An 18972-nucleotide genomic window follows, 5' to 3' on the forward strand; every position below is an offset into this window, starting at 1 on the left:
CTTTCTTCACTGATGCCACAGGTCATCAGCGGTAAGTTCGTGATGAGGATTCGATAGCTGTTCACATCGGGCGGGCGTCTGTCCCCCTGTGGCAGGGGCGCACGCTGGACGTACAGCAGCGACCTATTGTTCCACGGCCTCGGGGTCTCGCCCAAATCGGCCGTCGGGGCCCGGCCGCCACCCCAGGATCGAGAGCATCTCGCGGTCCTTCTTGTCGAAGGCCGCGGGGTCGCAACGCTCGATCAGATCGGGCCTGTTGCGGACCGTGCGCCGCAGCGCCTCGTCCCTGCGCCAGCGCGCGATCTTGCCGTGGTGGCCGCTGATCAGCACGTCCGGAATGCCGTGACCGCGCCACTGGGGGGGCTTGGTGTAGACGGGGCCTTCGAGGAGGTTCGCCATGGCGCCCGGCGCGAAGGAGTCGTCGCGGTGGGACTCGGCGTTGCCGAGGACTCCGGGCAGGAGCCGGGCCACGGCCTCGGTGACGACCAGGACGGCCGCCTCGCCGCCCGCGAGGACATAGTCCCCGATCGACACTTCGTAGACCGGCATCCGGGTCGCGTACTCGTCCACGACGCGGCGGTCGATGCCTTCGTAGCGCGCGGGTGTGAAGACGAGCCAGGGCCGCTCGGAGAGCTCGACGGCGAGTTCCTGGGTGAAGGGACGCCCGCTGGGCGTGGGGACGACCAGGACGGGCCCGTGGGCCCCGCCCTCGTACCCCTCGGCGAGTACGTCGTCGAGCGCGGCGCCCCAGGGGTCGGTCTTCATGACCATGCCCGGGCCGCCGCCGTAGGGGGTGTCGTCGACCGTGTTGTGGCGGTCGTACGTCCACTCCCTGAGGTCGTGCACGTTCACGTCGAGCTGGCCACGCGCGCGTGCCTTGCCGACGAGGGAGACGTTCAGGGGTTCCAGGTACTCGGGGAAGATCGTGACGACGTCGAGCCGCATCAGGCGTCGTCCCCCGAAGGAGCCTCGTCGTCCCTGGCGGAGGCGACCTCCGCGCGGTCGTCGATCAGGCCGGGCGGCGGGTCGATGATCGCCCGCTGCTCCTCCAGGTCGATCTCGGTGACGATCTCTTCCACGAAGGGGATCATCACCTCGCTGCCGTCGGGCCGCTCCACGATGAACAGGTCCTGCGAGGGCAGGTGCGAGATCTCCGTGATCCGGCCGACCTCGATCCCGTCCTTGGTGACGACGTCGAGGTCCATCAGCTGATGGTCGTAGTACTCGTCCTCGTCCTCCGGAAGCTCTTCCGGATCGACCTCCGCGATCAGCAGCGTGTTGCGCAGCGCTTCGGCGCCCGTGCGGTCGCGCACGCCTTCGAAGCGAAGGATCAGGCGGCCACTGTGCACCCGGCCGGTCTCGATGGTCAGCGGCCCCGTGGAGGCGGGGTCGGTGGCGAGGACGGCGCCGGGGCCGAGCCGCAGCTCCGGCTCGTCGGTACGCACCTCGACGGTGACCTCGCCCTTGATGCCGTGGGCGCGGCCGATCCGCGCGACTACCAGCTGCACTGCTCTCTCCTGTCGTGTGCCTACGGAAGGGTCCCGTAGGCGTCCGCGGACGCCTGGGGACGTCTGTGGATGCCCGCAGACGACTACGGGCCGAGGAAGGCCCAGAAGCCCTCCCCGGCCCGTGCCGGTGCTACCTGTGGTTCAGTGAACCTGGTCCACGTCGACGAGGTCGACGCGGACACCGCGGCCGCCGATGGCGCCCACGACGGTCCGCAGAGCGCGCGCGGTACGGCCGTTGCGGCCGATCACCTTGCCGAGGTCATCCGGGTGGACCCGGACCTCGAGCACACGCCCCCGGCGCAGGTTGCGCGAGGCGACCTGCACGTCGTCGGGGTTGTCGACAATGCCCTTCACGAGGTGCTCGAGAGCCTCCTCGAGCATGCTCAGGCCTCGGTCGACTCGGTGGGCGCAGCCTCGGCCGCGTCCGCCTTCTTGTCAGCCTTCTTGGCCTTCTGGGTGATGGCCTCACCCTTCACCTCGTCGCCCTCGAGACCCTTGGTGAAGGCCTCGAACGCGGCACGCTTGTCCTTGGGCTCCGCGACGAGCAGCGGCGCCGGGGCCGGAAGGCCCTTGTGCGCCTGCCAGTCACCGGTGAGCTTCAGGATCGCCATGACCGGCTCGGTCGGCTGAGCGCCGACGGAGAGCCAGTACTGCGCGCGCTCCGAGTTGACCTCGATGCGCGAGGGGTTCTGAACCGGGTGGTACAGACCGATCTCCTCGATGGCCCGACCATCACGGCGGGTACGGGAGTCGGCGACGACGATGCGGTAGTGAGGCGCGCGGATCTTGCCCAGACGCTTCAGCTTGATCTTGACTGCCACTGGAGTGGTGTCTCCTGGTCTTGACGTGGTTGGGCACAACGAGATGCCACGTGGGGTTGCGGTACTCGGGGTGCCCGATGGACGCGTCAGCCGGAGGCGAGAGGGTTCCTATGCGGCTGTCGAGTACAGCGACCTATTGTGCCATACGTCGCCGGGGCGCCTTGACCCGGTCCGAACGGCCCCGACCGGCACCTCGTCGGCCCGGCCCCGTCATCCGGCGGCGACGGCGACCACTTCCGGGATACGGAAGGGCTTGCCGCAGCCACCACAGACGATGGGCGCCTGGGCGAGCACCGACGGGACCACGCGGACGTTGCGCCCGCAGTCGCAGACCGCCTTGACGCGCACGCCGCCCCCGGAGGAGCCGTGCCGGGCGGCCGGGCCCCTGAAGCTGCGTGCCGTGTCGGCGGCGGTCGCCGCCGTGTGCGCCTTGAGGGCGCGCTGGAGCCGCTCGATCGTCGGGCGGTAGCGCTTTCTCGCCTCGGGGTTGAGCGTGACCAGCGAGAAGCCGCTGCTGGGATGCGGCTCCTCGGGATGGTCAAGACCCAGCTCCTCGGCGATCGCGAGGAATCTGCGGTTGTGATAGCGGCCCGCGCGTGAGGTGTCGCGTACGCCGCGTGACGCGGCGATGCCATGGACTGCCTCATGGAGCAGTCGCTCGAAGGAGAGCTCGGCGCCGCAGGCGGACGACGACTCTCCGATCAGGGATTCGGGCGCGGCAAGATCGGGCAGCTCGGGGTGGTGCCGCTGAATATCGGCCCACGCCTGTGCCAGCTCTGCGGCGAGAACAGGTGGTGTCGTGCTCACGTCGTGAACAACGAGCCGGGGCGCCCAGGGGTTCCATTCCGGGGCATCCCAAATAATTTGCACGTACCCGTCAGTTGCCGTTGATGCGTCCGGACGAGGGCGGGTGCGCTGATCTGCCCAGAAGCCTCGCAGCTCGTAGCAAGCCGGTACGTAGTGGCGCGTACGCCCCGGCGCGTAGAAGAACCGCTCGCACCGGAGCCTGTGCTGCCTGGGCAGGCGTACGAGCCGGGAACGAGCGCGCTGGTACGTACCGGAGACGCGCTCGTCAGTAGGCGCGGGCCACCAGAGCGACGTTACCCGGGGTCTCATCGGCGTCCGGCACTGCCCCGTCCTCCGCGACCAGACACCGTACGGACACCGAGTGCTCGGCGAGCCGGGCCTCGCCCTCCGGGCCGAGCGTGGCCCAGGGGATGCGCGCCCAGCCGCCGGCGGCCGTTGCCTCCACGGCCTGCTCGACGGTCGTGACGTCCGATGTGCGGGACTCCCGGCGCTCGCGAGCCTGCTCCAGGAGCAGCGCCTGACCCTCTTCGAGGACGGTGGGCAGCAGCGCCGCCAGGGAGTCGATCGCCACCGGCTCCTTGCCCCTGCTGTCCTTGCCCAAGATCCGGCGGGCCAGCATCGCGGTGCCGTTCTCCAGGTCGCGCGGGCCGACCTCGACGCGGACCGGCACTCCCTTGAGCTCCCAGTCGACGGCACGGCGCCCGAAGGGGGTGTCCGTGCGGTCGTCGACCCGGACGCGCACCCCCGCGGCCTTCAGCCGGTCGCCGATCTCGCGGACCTTGGCCAGCACGGCGTCGTCGCCCTTGACGGCGAGGACGACGGCCTGGACCGGCGCGAGGCGCGGCGGGACCCGCAGGCCGCTGTCGTCGCCGTGCATCATCACCAGGGCGCCGATCATCCTTGTCGTACTGCCCCAGGAGGTCTGCCAGACGAGCTCCTGCTTGCCCTCCTTGGAGAGGTACTGGGTGTGGAAGGCCTTGGCGAAGTTCTGGCCGAGCTCGTGGCTCGTGCCGAGCTGGAGGGCCTTGCCGTCGCCCATCATGCCTTCGAGCGTGAGGGTGTTGATGGCGCCCGCGAAGCGCTCCCGGGCGGTCTTGCGGCCCAGGACGAAGTCCATCGCGAGGACGTCCCGCATGAAGGCGCCGTAGACGTGCCGGTGGATGCGGGCGGCGAAATCGCGTGCTTCTTCGTACGTCGCGTGGGCCGTGTGGCCCTCTTGCCAGAGGAACTCCGACGTACGCAGGAAGAGCCGGGGGCGCAGCTCCCAACGGACGACGTTCGCCCACTGGTTGATCAGGAGCGGCAGGTCGCGGTAGCTCTGCACCCACTTGGAGAAGTACTCGTTGACGATTGTCTCCGAGGTGGGGCGGATGACGACCGGCTCCTCCAGCTCCTTGCCGCCGCCGTGCGTGACCACGGCGAGTTCGGGGGCGAAGCCTTCGACGTGCTCGGCCTCCCTGGTCAGATACGACTGGGGGATGAGGAGAGGAAAGTACGCGTTCTGGGTACCCGTCTCCTTGATGCGCGCGTCCATGTCCTGCTGCATGCGTTCCCACAGGCCGTAGCCGTACGGTCGGATCACCATCGTGCCGCGCACCGGGCCGTTGTCGGCCAGCTCGGCCTTGTTGATCAGGTCCTGGTACCAGCGCGGAAAGTCTTCCGCCCGGGGCGTGAGAACGGGTGCCTTAGCCATGACGCGCATGGTACGGCGGGCCCCCTGAGCGCGTGAATTGAATTCCCCCGGGACTCCTCCAGGGGGCGCACGACGGTGGCACGCAAGCATTGCCCCACAACCTCTGGACGCCGCGACGGATGCGGAGTTCTCTGGCATACGGGGGGAGTGCGAGCGCACTGCACGGGGGCGGACGAAACGTTTGAATACGACTCTCCAGCAACTCTCGGCGGATTGGGGCGCTTTCGATGACACCTACACTCGCGCAGCCGCACCTCCCCCTCGCGGGCACGACCCCCCGTGGTGTGGACCGGTGCGCACGCGCGCGTGACTGGGCGGAGATCCAGGAACGGATGCTGGTTCCACTCTATGAAGCGGTGTACGAACGACTCGAAATAGGCAGCGGGACAAGGCTTCTCAGCCTCGGCTGCGGCTCCGGACTCGCCCTCCTGATGGCGGCGTCACGGGGCGCGTCGGTCACCGGTGTCGACCCCGCGGCCCCCGAACGGCTCGCTCTGGCACGCGAACGCCTGGCGCCCGACGCGAGCTGGGGCGAACAGCCGGACGGCGCCGCCCGGCTCGTGGAAGGCGACCCCGCAGACATCGCGGGGCCGGACGTACCCGCGTTCAACACAGTCACCGCGTTTCAGCCGATCGGCTGTGTGGCGGGCGACTCCGAAGGCCTCTCCGGTCTCCTGGAGTCCACCGTCCCACTGGCCGGGCGGGGCATCCCCGTGGTCCTCGTCGGATGGGGCCCTCCGGAGCGCTGCACGACCTCTTCTGTACTGAAGGTGGCGACCAAGCTCGCCGACCCGCTCCGTAGTACGGGAAGTTGGCGTCCCGCGCTCCGCGACGATCTGGAGGAGGTCGCCCAGCGGGCGGGCCTCAAGCCGGACGGTTCGGGACGCGTCGCCTGCCCCTTCGGGTACGCGGACACGGACAGCGCGGTCCGCGGTCTGCTCTCGACGGGCCTCTTCGACGCGGCGGTGGGCGCGACGGATCAGGTACAGGTCGACAAGGAGCTGACGGAGGCCCTGCACCCGTACAAACGGCGGGACGGGACCATCTGGATGCCGAACGTGTTCCGGTACTTGATCGCGCGTACGCGGTAGCGGTCCTCGGTTCGTGGACTTCGGCACTTGATCGCGCGTACGCGGTGGCGGGCTAGCTTCCGCCAAGGGCGTTCCGCAGCCGGTCGAGCAGCGCTCTGGCAGCCGGGCTCGCGGGTCCGTCCGTGCGCCAGGTCAGTGCGATCCTGCCCCGGGGCCGGGGACCCGTGATCTCCAGTGTCCGCAGCCCGTACGCGGCAGCGGTGCGGGGTTCGAGCGCCGGCAGGACGGCCACGCCCAGACCGCGGACGACGAGTTGCACCAGGACCTGCGGGGCGGCCGCCTCGAAGGCGATACGGGGCCGGATGCCTGCCTGCGCGCAGGCACGGTCGAGCACCCCGCGCAGGCCGGTGCCGCGCGGCAGGCTGATCAGCGGGCGGTCGCGGAGCTCGGCCAGCGGGACCGTCGTACGCCCCTCGGGCGCGAGGAGGGTGTCGCCCGGCAGGACGACGGCCACCAGGGGCTCGTCGACCACCAGGTGCAGGGAGACGCCCGGCGGGGGCTCCTCGCCTGTCAGTCCGAGGAGGGCGATGTCGAGCTCACCACGGCGCAGCGCGGCCAGCATCCGGTCCGAACTGTCCTCGGTGAGGGCGATCTCGACTCCGGGGTGGTCGTCGTGGAAGTCGGCGAGGACGGAGACCACGTCGAACTCATGAGTGGCCGCCCCTGAGACCAGGCCGATCGCGATCTGACCGCGGAGCAGTCCTGTGAACTCGTCCACGGTGTGCCGCACGCCCTCGACGGCGGCGAGCGCGGCCCGCGCGAACGGCAGGACGGCCTCGCCCACCTCCGTCAGCGTCACCGACCGCCCCGAGCGGTCGAGGAGCGGCTGTCCGAGCTCCCGTTCCAATTGCCGTACCTGGGCACTGACTCCCGGCTGGGCCAGGTGCAGGCGCTCGGCGGCGCGGGTGAAGTTGGCCTCCTCCACCACGGTGACGAAGTACTGGAGCTGCCTCAGTTCCATAACTGAGCATGCTAGCCACCAGAAGATCCAGCTCTTGGACTTATGGAGAGGCGGTCGACAACCTGAAGGAGTGGATATCAAAAGCGCTGTCGCCGCCGAACGCCGTGAGCTCGCTGCCCTGCTCGACGACCTGTCGCCCGCGCAGTGGGAGGCGCCGACTCTCTGCGCTGGGTGGCGCGTTCGGGAAGTGGCGGCCCATATGTCGCTCGGCTTTCGGTACTCGCTTCCGAAGACTCTGACCGAACTCGTCAAGGCGCGTGGGAGCCTCCACCGGATGACTGACCGCTGCGCCCGCAAGGACGCCGCCGCCCACTCGGCCGGTCAGCTCGCCGCGTTTCTCAGGGACAACGCCGGCCACCCCTGGCAGCCGCCCATGGCCGGGATCGAGGGAGCCCTGGGCCACGACGTGGTGCACGGCCTGGACATCTCGGTCGCTCTCGGCCTCGAACGCAGGGTTCCCGTAGACCGTGTACGCGTCCTTCTTGAGAAGGTCACGCCCAGGAGCATCAAGTTCTTCGGGGCCGACGTCGGCGGCGTCGAGCTGCGCGCCGACGACCTCGACTGGAGTTACGGCACCGGCACTCCCCTGGCCGGCGCCGCGCAGGACCTGCTCCTCGTCCTGTACGGCAGGAAGCTCCCCCCGGGCCGCCTCCGAGGGGCGCTTCAGAGCCGCTTCGCCGTGCGGGAGGTCTAGTCGGTGTCCTTCGTGAGCCGTGTGATGCCCGCGATCCTGTACGCCGCTTCCTCCTCCAGGGTCTCGTTCTCCAGGAGCGCGGCCGCCAGGGCGTCCAGCTGGCCCCGGTGGTCCCTCAGTTGCAGGCACGCGCTCTCGTAGCAGGCGTCGACGATCCGCCGCATCTCGTGGTCGATCGTGTCGAGTGTGACCGGGGCGGCCGAGAGCCCGTAGGCCTGCTGGGCGTCGCTCGGCAGGGCGGAGAGACGGCCCACGCGCTCGCTCATGCCCCAGCGGCCGACCATGCCGCGGGCGATGTTGGTGACCTGTTCGAGGTCGCTCTCCGCGCCCGTGGTGATGACGTCGAAGACGACGTGTTCGGCCGCCATACCGCCCAGGGCCCCGACGATCCGGCCGCGCAGATAGTCCTCCGTGTACGCGTACTTGTCGGAGTCCGGAGTCGAGAGCGTGACTCCAAGCGCGCGCCCCCGGGGCACGATGGTGATCTTCCGGACCGGGTCGGCGCCGGGCTGCAGCATGCCGAGCAGGGCGTGCCCGCTCTCGTGGTACGCCGTGCGCCGCCGCTCCTCGTCGGGCATGACCAGCGGCCGCTCGGCGCCGAGCTGGACCTTCTCCAGAGCCTCGGAGAGGTCGGCCTGGGTCACTTCCTTCTGCCCCCGCTTGACCGCGAGCAGGGCGGCTTCGTTGGCGAGGTTGGCGAGATCCGCGCCGGTCATCCCCGGTGTCGTACGGGCGACCTGGGCGAGGTCGATGTCGCCCGCCATCGGGATCTCACGCGTGTGGATCTTGAGGATGGCCTCGCGTCCGCCGCGGTCGGGCGGGCTGACGGTGACCACCCGGTCGAAGCGGCCAGGCCGGGTCAGGGCGGGGTCGAGGATGTCGGCGCGGTTGGTGGCCGCCAGGACGATGACGCCCTCCGAGCCCGAGAAACCATCCATCTCGGTGAGAATCTGGTTCAGCGTCTGCTCACGCTCGTCGTGCCCGCCCATCCCGCCGCCACCACGCGCCCGCCCGATGGTGTCGATCTCGTCGATGAAGATGATGGACGGCGCGACCTTCCTGGCCTCGGCGAAGAGTTCGCGTACGCGCGAGGCGCCGACGCCCACGATCATCTCGATGAACTCCGACGCGGACGCCGAGAAGAAGGGCACCCCGGCCTCACCGGCGACGGCACGCGCGAGCAGCGTCTTGCCGGTTCCGGGCAGACCCGCCAGCAGCACGCCTCGCGGCATCTTGGCGCCCATCTCGCGATAGGCGTCGGGGTTCTTCAGGAAGTCGACGACGTCGCTCAGCTCGCCCTCGACCTCGTCGATGCCCGCCACATCGTCGAAGGTGGTGCGCTGGTCGCCGGGTTCGAGCTCCACCGGCTTCGGCGGGGCCTTGCGGCCCAGCATGCCGCCCGCGCCGCCCATGCCCGAGCTCATCCGCCGGGCGATGAAGATCCACAAGAAGACCAGGAGCAGCATCGGGGCGAGCGAGATGAGCAGGTTGGAGAGGAAGCTGCGCTCCTGGACCACGGGCTCGGCGGTGACGGTGACGTCGTGCTTGGTGAGGTCGTCCCAGAGCTTGTCGTCGGCGAAGGCGGGCCGCTGGGTGGTGAACTTGGTGTAGTTCCCCTTCTCGTCGCCCGGCTTCTCCTGCTCCTTCTTGAGCTGCCCCTGGATCGCGTCGCCCTTGGCATAGATCTTCGTGACGTTCCCGGAGTCGACCTGCTTGCTGAACTCCGTGTACGAGATCGTCGGCTCGTCGCCCTCGTTGAAGAAGGAGAGAACGAGGTTGGCGATGAGATAGACGATGAGCGCGGTGAGGATGAGCCCGCCCCATCCGCCCGGCATCTTCTTCTTCGGCGGCGGCGTGGGCGCGGGCGGGGGTGCGCCCTCGGAGCGCCATGGCTTGTCGGGCGCCCGGCGCGGCGGCACAGGGTTGCTCATATTCGGACGTTACGACACAAACAGGGGCGGGGCACCTGCTCGTATCCGCTACGAAAACGCCTGGGGCGCCCCTCTCCACAGAGGGGCGCCCCAGGCGGCGTACGAGATGTGAGGCGTCAGCCCATGAACTTCTTGAACTCGTCCGGCAGCTCGAAGTCCTGCGCCTGCTGCCCCGCGGGGAGGCCGAAGGCGCCGCCGTCCTGACCCGCCTGCTCGCGGCGGGCGGCGTCCTCCTGCTCCTGCTGCTTGCGCTTCATCGGGTTGCCGGAGCGCTGCTTGCCCTTGGCCTGCTTCTGCTTCTTCTTCTGCTTGCCGGGGCCGCCACCCATGCCAGGCATCCCGGGCATACCCGGCATTCCGCCACCCTGCGCCATCCGCGACATCATCTTGCGGGCCTCGAAGAAGCGCTCGACCAGGTTCTTGACGGCGCTGACCTCGACGCCTGAGCCCTTGGCGATACGGGCGCGGCGCGAGCCGTTGATGATCGCCGCGTCCGCGCGCTCGGCGGGCGTCATCGACTTGATGATGGCGGCGGTGCGGTCGACGTCCCGCTCGTCCAGGTTGTTGATCTGGTCCTTGATCTGCCCCATGCCGGGCATCATCCCGAGCAGCTTGCTGATGCTGCCCATCTTCCTGACCTGCTCCATCTGGGCCAGGAAGTCGTCGAGCGTGAAGTCCTTGCCGCCCTTGCTGCCCTGCAGCTTGGCGGCCATCTTCTCGGCCTCTTGCTGGGAGAAGGTCTGCTCGGCCTTCTCGATCAGCGTGAGCATGTCGCCCATGCCGAGGATGCGGGACGCCATGCGGTCCGGGTGGAACGCGTCGAAGTCGTCCAGCTTCTCGCCGTTCGAGGCGAACATGATCTGACGCCCGGTGACCTGGGCGATCGACAGGGCGGCGCCACCGCGGGCGTCACCGTCGAGCTTCGACAGGACGACACCGTCGAAACCGACGCCGTCGCGGAAGGACTCCGCCGTGTTGACGGCGTCCTGACCGATCATGGCGTCGACGACGAAGAGGACTTCGTCCGGGCTCACGGCGTCGCGGATGTCCGCGGCCTGCTGCATCAGCTCCTGGTCGATGCCCAGGCGCCCCGCGGTGTCGACGATGACGACGTCGTACTGCTTGGTCTTGGCGAACTCGATCGAGTCCTTGGCGACCTGGACCGGGTCGCCGACGCCGTTGCCCGGCTGCGGGGCGTAGACGCCGACGCCGGCGCGCTCGCCGACGACGGAGAGCTGGTTCACGGCGTTCGGCCGCTGCAGGTCGCACGCCACCAGGAGCGGGGAGTGGCCCTGCCCCTTCAGCCAGAGGCCGAGCTTTCCGGCGAGGGTGGTCTTACCCGCACCCTGCAGACCGGCGAGCATGATGACGGTCGGCGGGTTCTTGGCGAACCGCAGGCGCCGGGTCTCACCGCCGAGGATGCCGATGAGCTCCTCGTTGACGATCTTGATGACCTGCTGGGCGGGGTTCAGGGCCTGGGAGACCTCGACCCCTGCGGCGCGCTCCTTGACCTGCTTGATGAAGGCCCGGACGACGGGAAGGGCGACGTCCGCCTCGAGCAGGGCGATGCGGATCTCGCGCGCCGTGGCGTCGATGTCCGCCTCGGACAGGCGGCCCTTGCCCCGGAGGTTCTTGAATGTCGCTGCGAGGCGGTCGGAGAGAGTGTCGAACACGGCGGTCGCGAATCCTCGGGTCGAAGGGGGCGCCCCCTGCTCGACCGAAGCCGAGAACTTGGGGGAGGGCGGATAGGTCGCCCTCCAGGGTATCTGGCCCACTGGGAGTGTGGGCCCGCAGTCCTCGCCCTGGTGTTCAGCAGCCGGGCCCGCGGTGGGGCCGCCGCCTCTTCCAGCGCTCCTCGGCGCGGGGCTCACCGAAATGCCTCTCGCACCCACCCGCCCGATCGCCCCGCATCCACCTCCGTCAGAACAAGCCTTTCCACCCGCCCGCCCGATAGCCCCGCGCCGCCAGGAGGTGGGTGGGCGATCCGCATGAGGGGCGGGTGGGAGCCGCACGGGCCGGGGGGGTGGGCAGGGCAACTACCCCCGCAACGCCTCCTCCACAGCCCGAGCCACCCCCACGGCCCGCTCCCCCGACAGAGGCGACGGCGTCGGCGTCGACGCGTCCGGCTTCGGCTCCGTCACGTAGAAGGCGTCCACCGCGTTCGCACCCAGCGTCGACACATGCGCACTGCGCACCAGCACCCCCGCCGACTCCAGCGCCCTGCCGATCCGGTGCAGCAGGCCCGGCGCGTCCTGGGCCCGTACCTCGATCACCGTCGCGAGGCGTGAGCCCGCCGATGCCACCGTCACGCGGGGCGGCGGCGCCACCGTTCCCCGGCGCCTCGGGTACGCCGCGTCCCGTTCCGCCAGCCTCGACGCGATGTCCAGTGAGCCGTCCAGCGCCCGCACCAGGTCCGCCCGCAGCCGCGCGGCCTGCGGCAGAGAGCCGTACTCCGCGGCGACCCGCCAGTTCAGGAGCAGGACCGAGTCCTCAAGACCGGACGGCAGCCCGACACCCCGGAGCTCAGCCGTCCGTACGGCGAGCCGGTGCATGGCAAGGACTCCCGCGACGGCGGACAGAACGCCGGGCTGATCCGGCACCGCGATCACCAGCTCCACGCCCAGCGGCTCGGGATCCCCGGCCGCCTCCTCCCCCGAACCAGAACCAGAGGGAGAAACTCCGACCCCCTCCGTCTGCGCCCGCAGCGCAAGCACCGGCCCACCCGTACGGAACGCCTCCACGGCCAGCCGCTCCTGCTCAGCGGTGGGAGCGACGTCCTCCCCTCCCTCCGGCTCGTCCCCGGCGAGGACAGCACCCACCCGCTTGACCAGGTCGGCGACGAGCGAACCCCGCCAGGCGGACCAGGCCGCGGGACCGGTGGCGAGCGCGTCCGCCTCCGTCAGCGCGTGCAGCAGTTCCAGCGTCCCCGTCGACCCCACCGCGTCCGCGACGGACCGCACCGTGGCCGGGTCGTCGAGGTCGCGCCGCGTCGCCGTCTCGATCAGGAGCAGGTGATGACGTACGAGAGTGGCCAGCACGGCGACATCCGCCCGGTCGAACCCGATCCGCGCGGCGACGTCCCTGGCGATGATCTCCCCGGCCACGGAGTGATCCCCCGGCCAGCCCTTGCCGATGTCGTGCAGCAGCCCGGCCACCAGCAACAGGTCGGGCCGTCCCACCCGCCGGGTCAGCTCCGAGGCCTGCACCGCCGTCTCCACCAGATGCCGGTCGACCGTCCACGTGTGCACGGCGTTGCGCTGCGGCCGGCACCGCACCCGCTCCCAGTCCGGCAGCAGCCGGGTGATCAGCCCCTCGGCCTCCAGCGCCTCCCACACCTCGACCGTCGGCCGCCCGGCCCCCAGGAGCGTCACCAACTGCTCCCGGGCCTCAGCGGGCCACGGCGTGGGCAGCGGACGTACCGCCGCGGCCATCCTGCGCACCGCGTGCAGCGAAAGCGGCAGTCCCGCCTGGGCCGCGGCAGCCGCGGCCCGCAGCGGCAGCACCGGGTCCCGCTCGGGGCGGGCCGCGCGGGCGAGGACGACCTCCCCGTCCTGCTCCACCACTCCCTCGGCCAGCGGCGACCGCTCGGCCACCGTCCCCTTGCCGCCGCCCAGCATCGCCCGCAGCCGAGGCCGTACGGCCCGGGACCGCAGCACCCTGCCCACCTCGCGCCACGTCACGTCACTCGCGTACGAAACGGTGCGGGCGGCCTCGTACACCTGCCGCAGCAAGGTGTCCGCGTCAAGGAGCCCCAGCTCGGCGGCGACCTGGTCCTGCTCCTGGAGGGCGAGCCGGTCCGTGGCACGCCCCGTGGTCAGATGCAGCGCGTCCCGCACGTCGAGCAGCCGCCGCCGGGCGTCGGAAAGGCCCTCACGCGGCGCGTCCGCGAGCCACGAGGCGGCGACGGCCCGCAGCGCGGTCGCGTCCCTGAGCCCACCCCTCGCCTCCTTCAGATCCGGCTCCAGGAGATAGCTCAGCTCCCCCTGCCGCTCGGCCCGTTCCTCGCACAGCTCCCGCAGCTCGGGCAGCTTCTTCGGCGCGAGGTTGCGCCAGTCCGCGAGCACCGCGGTGCGCAGCCCGGCGGTGAGCCCGAGGTCACCCACCACGTGCCGCGCGTCGAGCAGCCCCAGCTGCACCTTGAGGTCATCGCCCGCCGTCTTGCGGGCCTCCGTCGGCGTCCGCACGGAGTGGTCGAGCGCGAGCCCGAGATCCCAGATGGGATACCAGACGCGGTCCGCGAGGGCCGCCACCTCCCCGGCGTCCGCGCTGCCGTCGTGCAGCAACAGCAGATCCAGGTCGCTGCGCGGCGAGAGCTCGCCCCTGCCGTAGCCCCCCACGGCGACGAGCGAGGTCCCGCGCGGCGCGCCCGCGGCCATGAAGAGTCCGGTCAGCCAGTCGTCCGTGAGGTCGGACAGGCCCGAACGGCGCGGCGGCCCGGACTGCGCCTCCCCTTGAAGGAGGCGCAGCCGGGCCGCCGCATAGCCGCTGGGTCCGGAGTCTTCCGAGTCCGATTCAGTACGTTCGTCCATACTCGTCACCCAGCAGCTCCTGTCCGTCCCGCTCAGTCCCGCTCGTCCCGCTCAGTCCCGCTCGTCCCGCTCAGTCCCGCTCGGCTCAGCTCGGCCGACCCCGCTCACAGCGCGTCGGGCCCGCGCTCGCCGGTCCGCACGCGCACCGCCGTCTCGACCGGGACGCTCCAGACCTTGCCGTCCCCGATCTTGCCGGTTCGGGCGGCCTTCACCACGACATCCACGAGCTGTTCGGCGTCGTCGTCCTCGACCAGGACCTCGATCCGGATCTTCGGTACGAGATCGACGGTGTACTCCGCGCCACGGTAGACCTCGGTGTGGCCGCGCTGCCGTCCGTAGCCGCTGGCCTCGGTGACGGTCAGGCCCTGGACGCCGAAGGCCTGGAGGGCCTCCTTGATCTCGTCGAGCCGGTGCGGCTTGACGACCGCGGTGATGAGCTTCATGCGTCCACCTTCTTGTTCTTACCGGTGTCCTGGACCGGCGGGCTCGGCGCGGCGGCGGTGCGGGGCGCCGTGCCACCGCCCGCTCCGCTGTAGTCGTACGCGGTCTCGGCGTGCTGCACCTGGTCGATGCCGCCGACCTCCTCGTCCTCGCTGACCCGCATCCCGATGGTCCTGTCCACCAGGAAGGCGAGGATCGCTGAGGCGATGAGGGAGTACGCGAGGACCGCGCCGACACCGGCGGCCTGCTTGCCCAACTGGTCGAGGCCGCCGCCGTAGAAGAGGCCCTTGGCGTCGGACTGGACTCCACCGGTGGCGAAGAAGCCGACGAGCAGCGAGCCGACGACACCGCCGACGAGGTGGACGCCGACGACGTCGAGGGAGTCGTCGTAGCCGAACTTGAACTTGAGGCCGACGGCCATGGCGCACAGCAGACCGGCGATGGCTCCGACGGCGATCGCGCCGAGCGGCGAGATGGAGCCGCCGGACGGAGTGATCGCGACGAGCCCCGCCACGGCACCGGAAGCGGCGCCGAGCGTGGTGAACGCGCCGTGCCGGATCTTCTCGTAGGCGAGCCAGGCCAGCATGGCCGCGGCGGTGGCGACCTGCGTGTTCAGGAACATCATCGCGCCGACGCCGTCGTCGTTGCCCAGCCACGATCCGGCGTTGAAGCCGAACCAGCCGAACCAGAGCAGTGCGGCGCCGAGCATGACGAGCGGCAGGCTGTGCGGCCGCATCGGGTCCTTCTTGAAGCCGACGCGCTTGCCGATGACCAGGATCACGCCGAGCGCCGCGGCTCCGGCGTTGATGTGCACGGCCGTACCACCGGCGAAGTCGATGACGCCGAGCTCGAAGGCCCAGCCGCCCGTGCCCCACACCCAGTGCGCGACGGGGAAGTAGACGATCGTGACCCAGAGCGTGACGAACAGCGCCCAGGCGGTGAACTTCACGCGGTCGGCGAGCGCACCGCTGATCAGCGCGGGCGTGATGATCGCGAACATCAGCTGGAAGACCGCGAAGACATAGACCGGGATGGTGTAGCCGTCCCAGAGCTCGGTCAGGCCTATGCCGCTCAGCCCGACGTAGTCGGACGACCAGCCGAAGAGGCTGCCGTGGTCGGTGCCGAACGCGATGGAGAAGCCGTACAGCACCCAGAGGATGGTGACGATCCCCAGACTGATGAAGCTCATCATCAGCATGTTCAGCGTGCTCTTGACGCGGACCATGCCTCCGTAGAAGAAGGCCAGTCCCGGCGTCATGAGCATCACCAGGGCGGAACAGATGAGCATGAACCCGGTGTTGGCGGCAGACAGCTGCGGGGCGTCTGCGGCGATCGTGATGCCTGGGGGCATCGGCGTCTCCTCGTCGTCGTATGCGGCCCGTGCGGGCGGGGCTGGTGGGCTCTCCCCTGGTCGAGCGGAGCCGAGAGCTTGGGGAACGGTGGGCCGTTATGCGCCACGAGATTGGCGCAGCGCCGTTTCCGGGGGTGCCCCTAGGTGTTTCGCCGCAGTGACGAAGAGGTCGTACGTGTTACACGTCCATGAACTGCCGGGTCAGGCGGGGCGCGTTTCCATACCCTGCGCACAGCACGCGAACCGGCCGCGGCGGCCATCCGATGGGCCTGGCGCGGGGGAGCCGAGTCGGGCAGTTCGGGATGGGCCGGCCACGGCCGGAGTCTTGGTGGGGCGCTGTCAGACCGCCCGCGGATTCGTCAGACCGCCCGCGGTTTCGTCAGACCGCCTCCGCGGTTCTCGTCAGACGGTCTTCGTCAGCCGGCCTCCGCGGTTTCCGGCATGTCGACGGCGAGCTGCTCGGTGAGCCGCACGACCTCCGCGGTGTCGCCGAAGTCCCGCACCGCGGTGTCCACCGTCTTGCGAAGGCGGGTGTTGACCCGCTCGGAGCGGACCTTCTTGGCGATGGTGAGGGCCTGGCCCGCCAGGATCGTGCTCTGCTCGGGCTCGCGCTGGAGCAGGTGGACGGTGGCCATCCCGATGAGGTTCAGTGCGTACGAACGCTGGTGCTCGGAGTCCTTGCCGAAGAGGTGGACGGCGCGCTCCATGACGGGCTCGGCGAGCGAGGCGTAGGTGGGGCTGCGGCCCGCCACATAGGCCAGGTCGCGGAACGAGTGGGCGTTCTCGCCGTTCAGCTCGGCCTCGGAGAAGAAGCGGATCCAGTCGGGCTCGGGCTCGTCGCAGTCGGCGGCGTCGCAGAAGGTGTCCTCGGCCATGCGCACGGCCCGTTTGCACTTGCCGGGCTGGCCCATGCTGGCGTAGGCGCGGGCCTCCATCGCATACAGCATGGCCTGGGTGCGCGGGCTGGCGCAGTCTCGACTGCCGTACTGCGCGAGATGGATCAGTTCGAGCGCGTCGTCGGGCCGCCCGAGGTGGATCATCTGGCGGCTCATGCTGGAGAGGATGTACGAACCGAGCGGCTTCTCGCCCGCTTCCTTCGCCGCGTGCAGGGCGAGCACGAAGTACTTCTGGGCGGTGGGCTGGAGTCCGACGTCGTAGCTCATCCAGCCCGCCAGTTCGGCCAGTTCGCCCGCGACCTTGAAGAGCCGCTTGGACGTGGCCTCGGGCTGGGGCTCCTGCAGCAGGTCCGTCACCTCGTGAAGTTGGCCGACGACCGCCTTGCGCCGCAGACCTCCTCCGCACTGCGCGTCCCACTGCCGGAACATCACGGTGGTGGACTCCAGGAGGTCGAGCTCCGGTTTGGAGAGCCGTCCCGGCCTGCGGGACGGCGTGGCGGGCTCGGGGTTGCCGACCGGGGTCGTCGGTCCTGGGACCAGCCAGCGCTGCATCGGTTCGATGAGGGCGGTGCCCGCGGAGAGCGCGAGCGAGGTGCCGAGGAAGCCGCGCCGGGCCAGCATCAGGTCGCTGCGCGAGAACTCACTGATGAGCGCGACGGTCTGGGGTCCCGTCCAGGGCAGGTCGACGCCCGAGACGGAGGGCGCCTGGTGCGCGGCGCGCAGCCCGAGGTCCTCGACCGCGACGACGCAGCCGAACCGCTCGGAGAACAGCTCGGAGAGGATGCGCGGGATGGGCTCGCGGGGGTTCTCGCCGTCCAGCCAGCGGCGCACCCGTGAGGTGTCCGTGGAAATGTGGTGCGCACCCAACTCCCGTGCCCTGCGGTTCACTTGCCGCGCGAGCTCGCCCTTCGACCAGCCGCTTCGCACGAACCAGGAGTTGAGCAGTTCGTTGGGGCGCTTCTCAGCGTTCGCACCACTTTCGCCGTTGCCGCCCACTAGAACGCCCCCATCCCTCAAGACACTTACGCGCGGTCTCACGCCAAGCCTTACCAGAATGCCGCGCGTTGCGGCTCTCCGCCCGGAGAACGTCACCCGTCGAACAGGGGACCTAGTTGCCTCCGGCATACCCACGATTGCACAACACTTAGGGTCCGTGCACTGAAAGTAATCCTACGATCACCCCTCCGGCGAGGGCGATCGCGTAAACGCCACCATTCGCCACCCCTTCGAATGAACTCCCGCCCGGTCACAAGCGATTGACTTGACAGTGGACGTCCGAAGGTGGGCGGAAGGGAGCACTTCGGGGGCGCACATTTGCGAGCACTCCCCCCTCTCACCTCCGGGCGCCCGCACAAAAGCAGAGGGTCACGATCCGATTCCGTCACGTAACCACACCGCGCTCGACCCGTTGGAGGGGGCATGGGCTTCACGATCGGCGGCATCCGGGGAACGAGAGAGCTCCGCACCGGTTCACGTCGGCGCGGCCGCACCTCGGAGTGCACGGCGGTGGCCGAGTACACCGGACTGTGGGGATGGGCGACGGTCCCCGGCGCACGCGCCCTGGACGGCCGCTGCTCCTGCGGCGCGACCGACTGCGCGGCCCCCGGCGCCCACCCCCTGGAGTTCGCTCCCGAGGTTCCCGCCGGGGCGACGCTCGACGAAGTGACCGAGGCCTGGTCACAGTTCCCCGGCGCGGCCGTGCTGCTGCCCGTGGGGCGCGCCTTCGACGTGATCGAGGTGGCCGAGGCAGCCGGACGCAGGGCGCTGGTCCGCCTGGAGCGCATGGGCCTGCCGCTCGGCCCCGTGGCGGTCACCCCGGACGGCCGCACGCACTTCTTCGTGGCCCCCGGCGCCGCCGCCGAACTCCCCCAGCTGCTCTACCGCATGGGCTGGGACGACGCCGACATCGACCTGCACGGCCTGGGCCCCGGCACCCACATCACGGCCCCGCCGTCCGACCGCGGGGGCCTGGGCCCGGTCCGCTGGCTCCGCGCGCCGGACCTGGACTCGGCGACGCATCCGCCGCAGGCGCGGCTGATTCTGGGGACCTTGGCCTACGTGGCACACCGCTCACCGGCGTAACGCCCGCACAGCGAAATGCCCGCCCCGGCTGCACCCCGGGGCGGGCATTTCTTCTACAGCGGCACAGTGGCACCCCTCAGGGGCGCGGGGCCGTATCGATACGCGGCTCCGCCGCGGGGGTGCGACCAGCCACAACGCACCCGCGGGGCACAGACGGGCCGCCCACC

The 18972-nt window shown here is 70.3% G+C and carries 16 protein-coding genes; 3 read left to right on the forward strand and 13 right to left on the reverse strand.

Translation table 11 applies throughout. The features are described from left to right. Positions 1-123: 123 nt before the first annotated feature. The 6 genes from trmD to proS form a co-directional block, all read right to left on the reverse strand. A complete protein-coding gene (trmD, locus tag ACFVXC_RS25335) occupies positions 124-945 on the reverse strand; it encodes a tRNA (guanosine(37)-N1)-methyltransferase TrmD (protein WP_389908971.1) in 822 nt (273 codons plus the stop codon). Further along, positions 945-1508: a ribosome maturation factor RimM gene (gene rimM / locus ACFVXC_RS25340; RefSeq protein ID WP_389908973.1), complete on the reverse strand. Its 564-nt coding sequence runs from the start codon at positions 1506-1508 to the stop codon at positions 945-947. Before rimM ends, trmD begins: the two co-directional genes overlap by 1 nt. 141 nt (positions 1509-1649) lie before the next feature. Next, the gene (locus ACFVXC_RS25345; RefSeq protein WP_030361979.1) at positions 1650-1889 is read right to left on the reverse strand and encodes an RNA-binding protein; all 240 of its coding nucleotides are present in this window, start codon (positions 1887-1889) and stop codon (positions 1650-1652) included. A 2-nt stretch (positions 1890-1891) separates the two neighbouring features. Beyond that, entirely contained in the window at positions 1892-2329 is a 438-nt protein-coding gene (rpsP, locus tag ACFVXC_RS25350) for a 30S ribosomal protein S16 (RefSeq protein ID WP_344525346.1), read from the reverse strand. A 210-nt stretch (positions 2330-2539) separates the two neighbouring features. Beyond that, on the reverse strand, positions 2540-3136 hold the full coding sequence (locus ACFVXC_RS25355; RefSeq protein WP_389908975.1) for a hypothetical protein: 597 nt from the start codon (positions 3134-3136) through the stop codon (positions 2540-2542). A 265-nt stretch (positions 3137-3401) separates the two neighbouring features. Beyond that, positions 3402-4829 carry a proline--tRNA ligase gene (gene proS / locus ACFVXC_RS25360; RefSeq protein ID WP_389908978.1) on the reverse strand — a complete coding sequence of 476 codons (1428 nt, stop codon included), beginning with the start codon at positions 4827-4829 and terminating at the stop codon, positions 3402-3404. Between the two features lie 227 nt (positions 4830-5056). Here proS and ACFVXC_RS25365 point away from each other — a divergent pair, with 227 nt between their 5' ends. Continuing rightward, positions 5057-5920, forward strand: a complete 864-nt coding sequence (locus ACFVXC_RS25365) for a class I SAM-dependent methyltransferase (RefSeq protein ID WP_389908981.1) — start codon at positions 5057-5059, stop codon at positions 5918-5920. A gap of 52 nt (positions 5921-5972) precedes the next feature. Here ACFVXC_RS25365 and ACFVXC_RS25370 read toward each other — a convergent pair whose 3' ends face one another. After that, positions 5973-6881 (reverse strand): LysR family transcriptional regulator, encoded by a 909-nt coding sequence (locus ACFVXC_RS25370; protein WP_389908984.1) that lies wholly within the window; start codon positions 6879-6881, stop codon positions 5973-5975. 70 nt (positions 6882-6951) lie between these two features. On the opposite strand from ACFVXC_RS25370, the gene ACFVXC_RS25375 reads away from it, so the two are divergent. After that, entirely contained in the window at positions 6952-7575 is a 624-nt protein-coding gene (locus tag ACFVXC_RS25375; protein WP_389908986.1) for a maleylpyruvate isomerase family mycothiol-dependent enzyme, read from the forward strand. Here the strand turns inward: ACFVXC_RS25375 and ftsH are convergent. The 6 genes from ftsH to ACFVXC_RS25405 all read right to left on the reverse strand — a co-directional run bounded on the left by ftsH (position 7572) and on the right by ACFVXC_RS25405 (position 17719). Continuing rightward, positions 7572-9506: an ATP-dependent zinc metalloprotease FtsH gene (gene ftsH, locus ACFVXC_RS25380; RefSeq protein ID WP_389908989.1), complete on the reverse strand. Its 1935-nt coding sequence runs from the start codon at positions 9504-9506 to the stop codon at positions 7572-7574. The genes ACFVXC_RS25375 and ftsH overlap by 4 nt on opposite strands. Positions 9507-9622: 116 nt before the next feature. Beyond that, positions 9623-11179 (reverse strand): signal recognition particle protein, encoded by a 1557-nt coding sequence (ffh, locus tag ACFVXC_RS25385; RefSeq protein WP_389908992.1) that lies wholly within the window; start codon positions 11177-11179, stop codon positions 9623-9625. Positions 11180-11542: 363 nt separating this feature from the next. Further along, entirely contained in the window at positions 11543-14044 is a 2502-nt protein-coding gene (locus tag ACFVXC_RS25390) for a [protein-PII] uridylyltransferase (protein ID WP_389908995.1), read from the reverse strand. A gap of 95 nt (positions 14045-14139) precedes the next feature. Beyond that, positions 14140-14478, reverse strand: a complete 339-nt coding sequence (locus ACFVXC_RS25395; RefSeq protein WP_249587501.1) for a P-II family nitrogen regulator — start codon at positions 14476-14478, stop codon at positions 14140-14142. After that, positions 14475-15827 (reverse strand): ammonium transporter, encoded by a 1353-nt coding sequence (locus tag ACFVXC_RS25400; protein WP_389908998.1) that lies wholly within the window; start codon positions 15825-15827, stop codon positions 14475-14477. Before ACFVXC_RS25400 ends, ACFVXC_RS25395 begins: the two co-directional genes overlap by 4 nt. A 416-nt stretch (positions 15828-16243) precedes the next feature. Next, entirely contained in the window at positions 16244-17719 is a 1476-nt protein-coding gene (locus ACFVXC_RS25405; protein ID WP_389909001.1) for a hypothetical protein, read from the reverse strand. A gap of 423 nt (positions 17720-18142) precedes the next feature. Here ACFVXC_RS25405 and ACFVXC_RS25410 point away from each other — a divergent pair, with 423 nt between their 5' ends. Further along, positions 18143-18805: a bifunctional DNA primase/polymerase gene (locus ACFVXC_RS25410; protein WP_389909003.1), complete on the forward strand. Its 663-nt coding sequence runs from the start codon at positions 18143-18145 to the stop codon at positions 18803-18805. Positions 18806-18972 lie beyond the last annotated feature (167 nt).

The organism is Streptomyces sp. NPDC058257, assembly GCF_042881845.1.
In the GTDB taxonomy this organism is placed as follows: domain Bacteria; phylum Actinomycetota; class Actinomycetes; order Streptomycetales; family Streptomycetaceae; genus Streptomyces.

Coding starts and splice junctions, on each gene's coding strand:
- ACFVXC_RS25345 (WP_030361979.1), bottom strand. CDS start 1,889: ATGCTCGAGGAGGCTCTCGAGCACCTCGTGAAGGGCATTGTCGACAAC.
- ACFVXC_RS25365 (WP_389908981.1), top strand. CDS start 5,057: ATGACACCTACACTCGCGCAGCCGCACCTCCCCCTCGCGGGCACGACC.
- ACFVXC_RS25400 (WP_389908998.1), bottom strand. CDS start 15,827: ATGCCCCCAGGCATCACGATCGCCGCAGACGCCCCGCAGCTGTCTGCC.
- ftsH (WP_389908989.1), bottom strand. CDS start 9,506: ATGAGCAACCCTGTGCCGCCGCGCCGGGCGCCCGACAAGCCATGGCGC.
- ACFVXC_RS25410 (WP_389909003.1), top strand. CDS start 18,143: ATGGGCTTCACGATCGGCGGCATCCGGGGAACGAGAGAGCTCCGCACC.
- proS (WP_389908978.1), bottom strand. CDS start 4,829: ATGGCTAAGGCACCCGTTCTCACGCCCCGGGCGGAAGACTTTCCGCGC.
- ACFVXC_RS25395 (WP_249587501.1), bottom strand. CDS start 14,478: ATGAAGCTCATCACCGCGGTCGTCAAGCCGCACCGGCTCGACGAGATC.
- ACFVXC_RS25370 (WP_389908984.1), bottom strand. CDS start 6,881: ATGGAACTGAGGCAGCTCCAGTACTTCGTCACCGTGGTGGAGGAGGCC.
- trmD (WP_389908971.1), bottom strand. CDS start 945: ATGCGGCTCGACGTCGTCACGATCTTCCCCGAGTACCTGGAACCCCTG.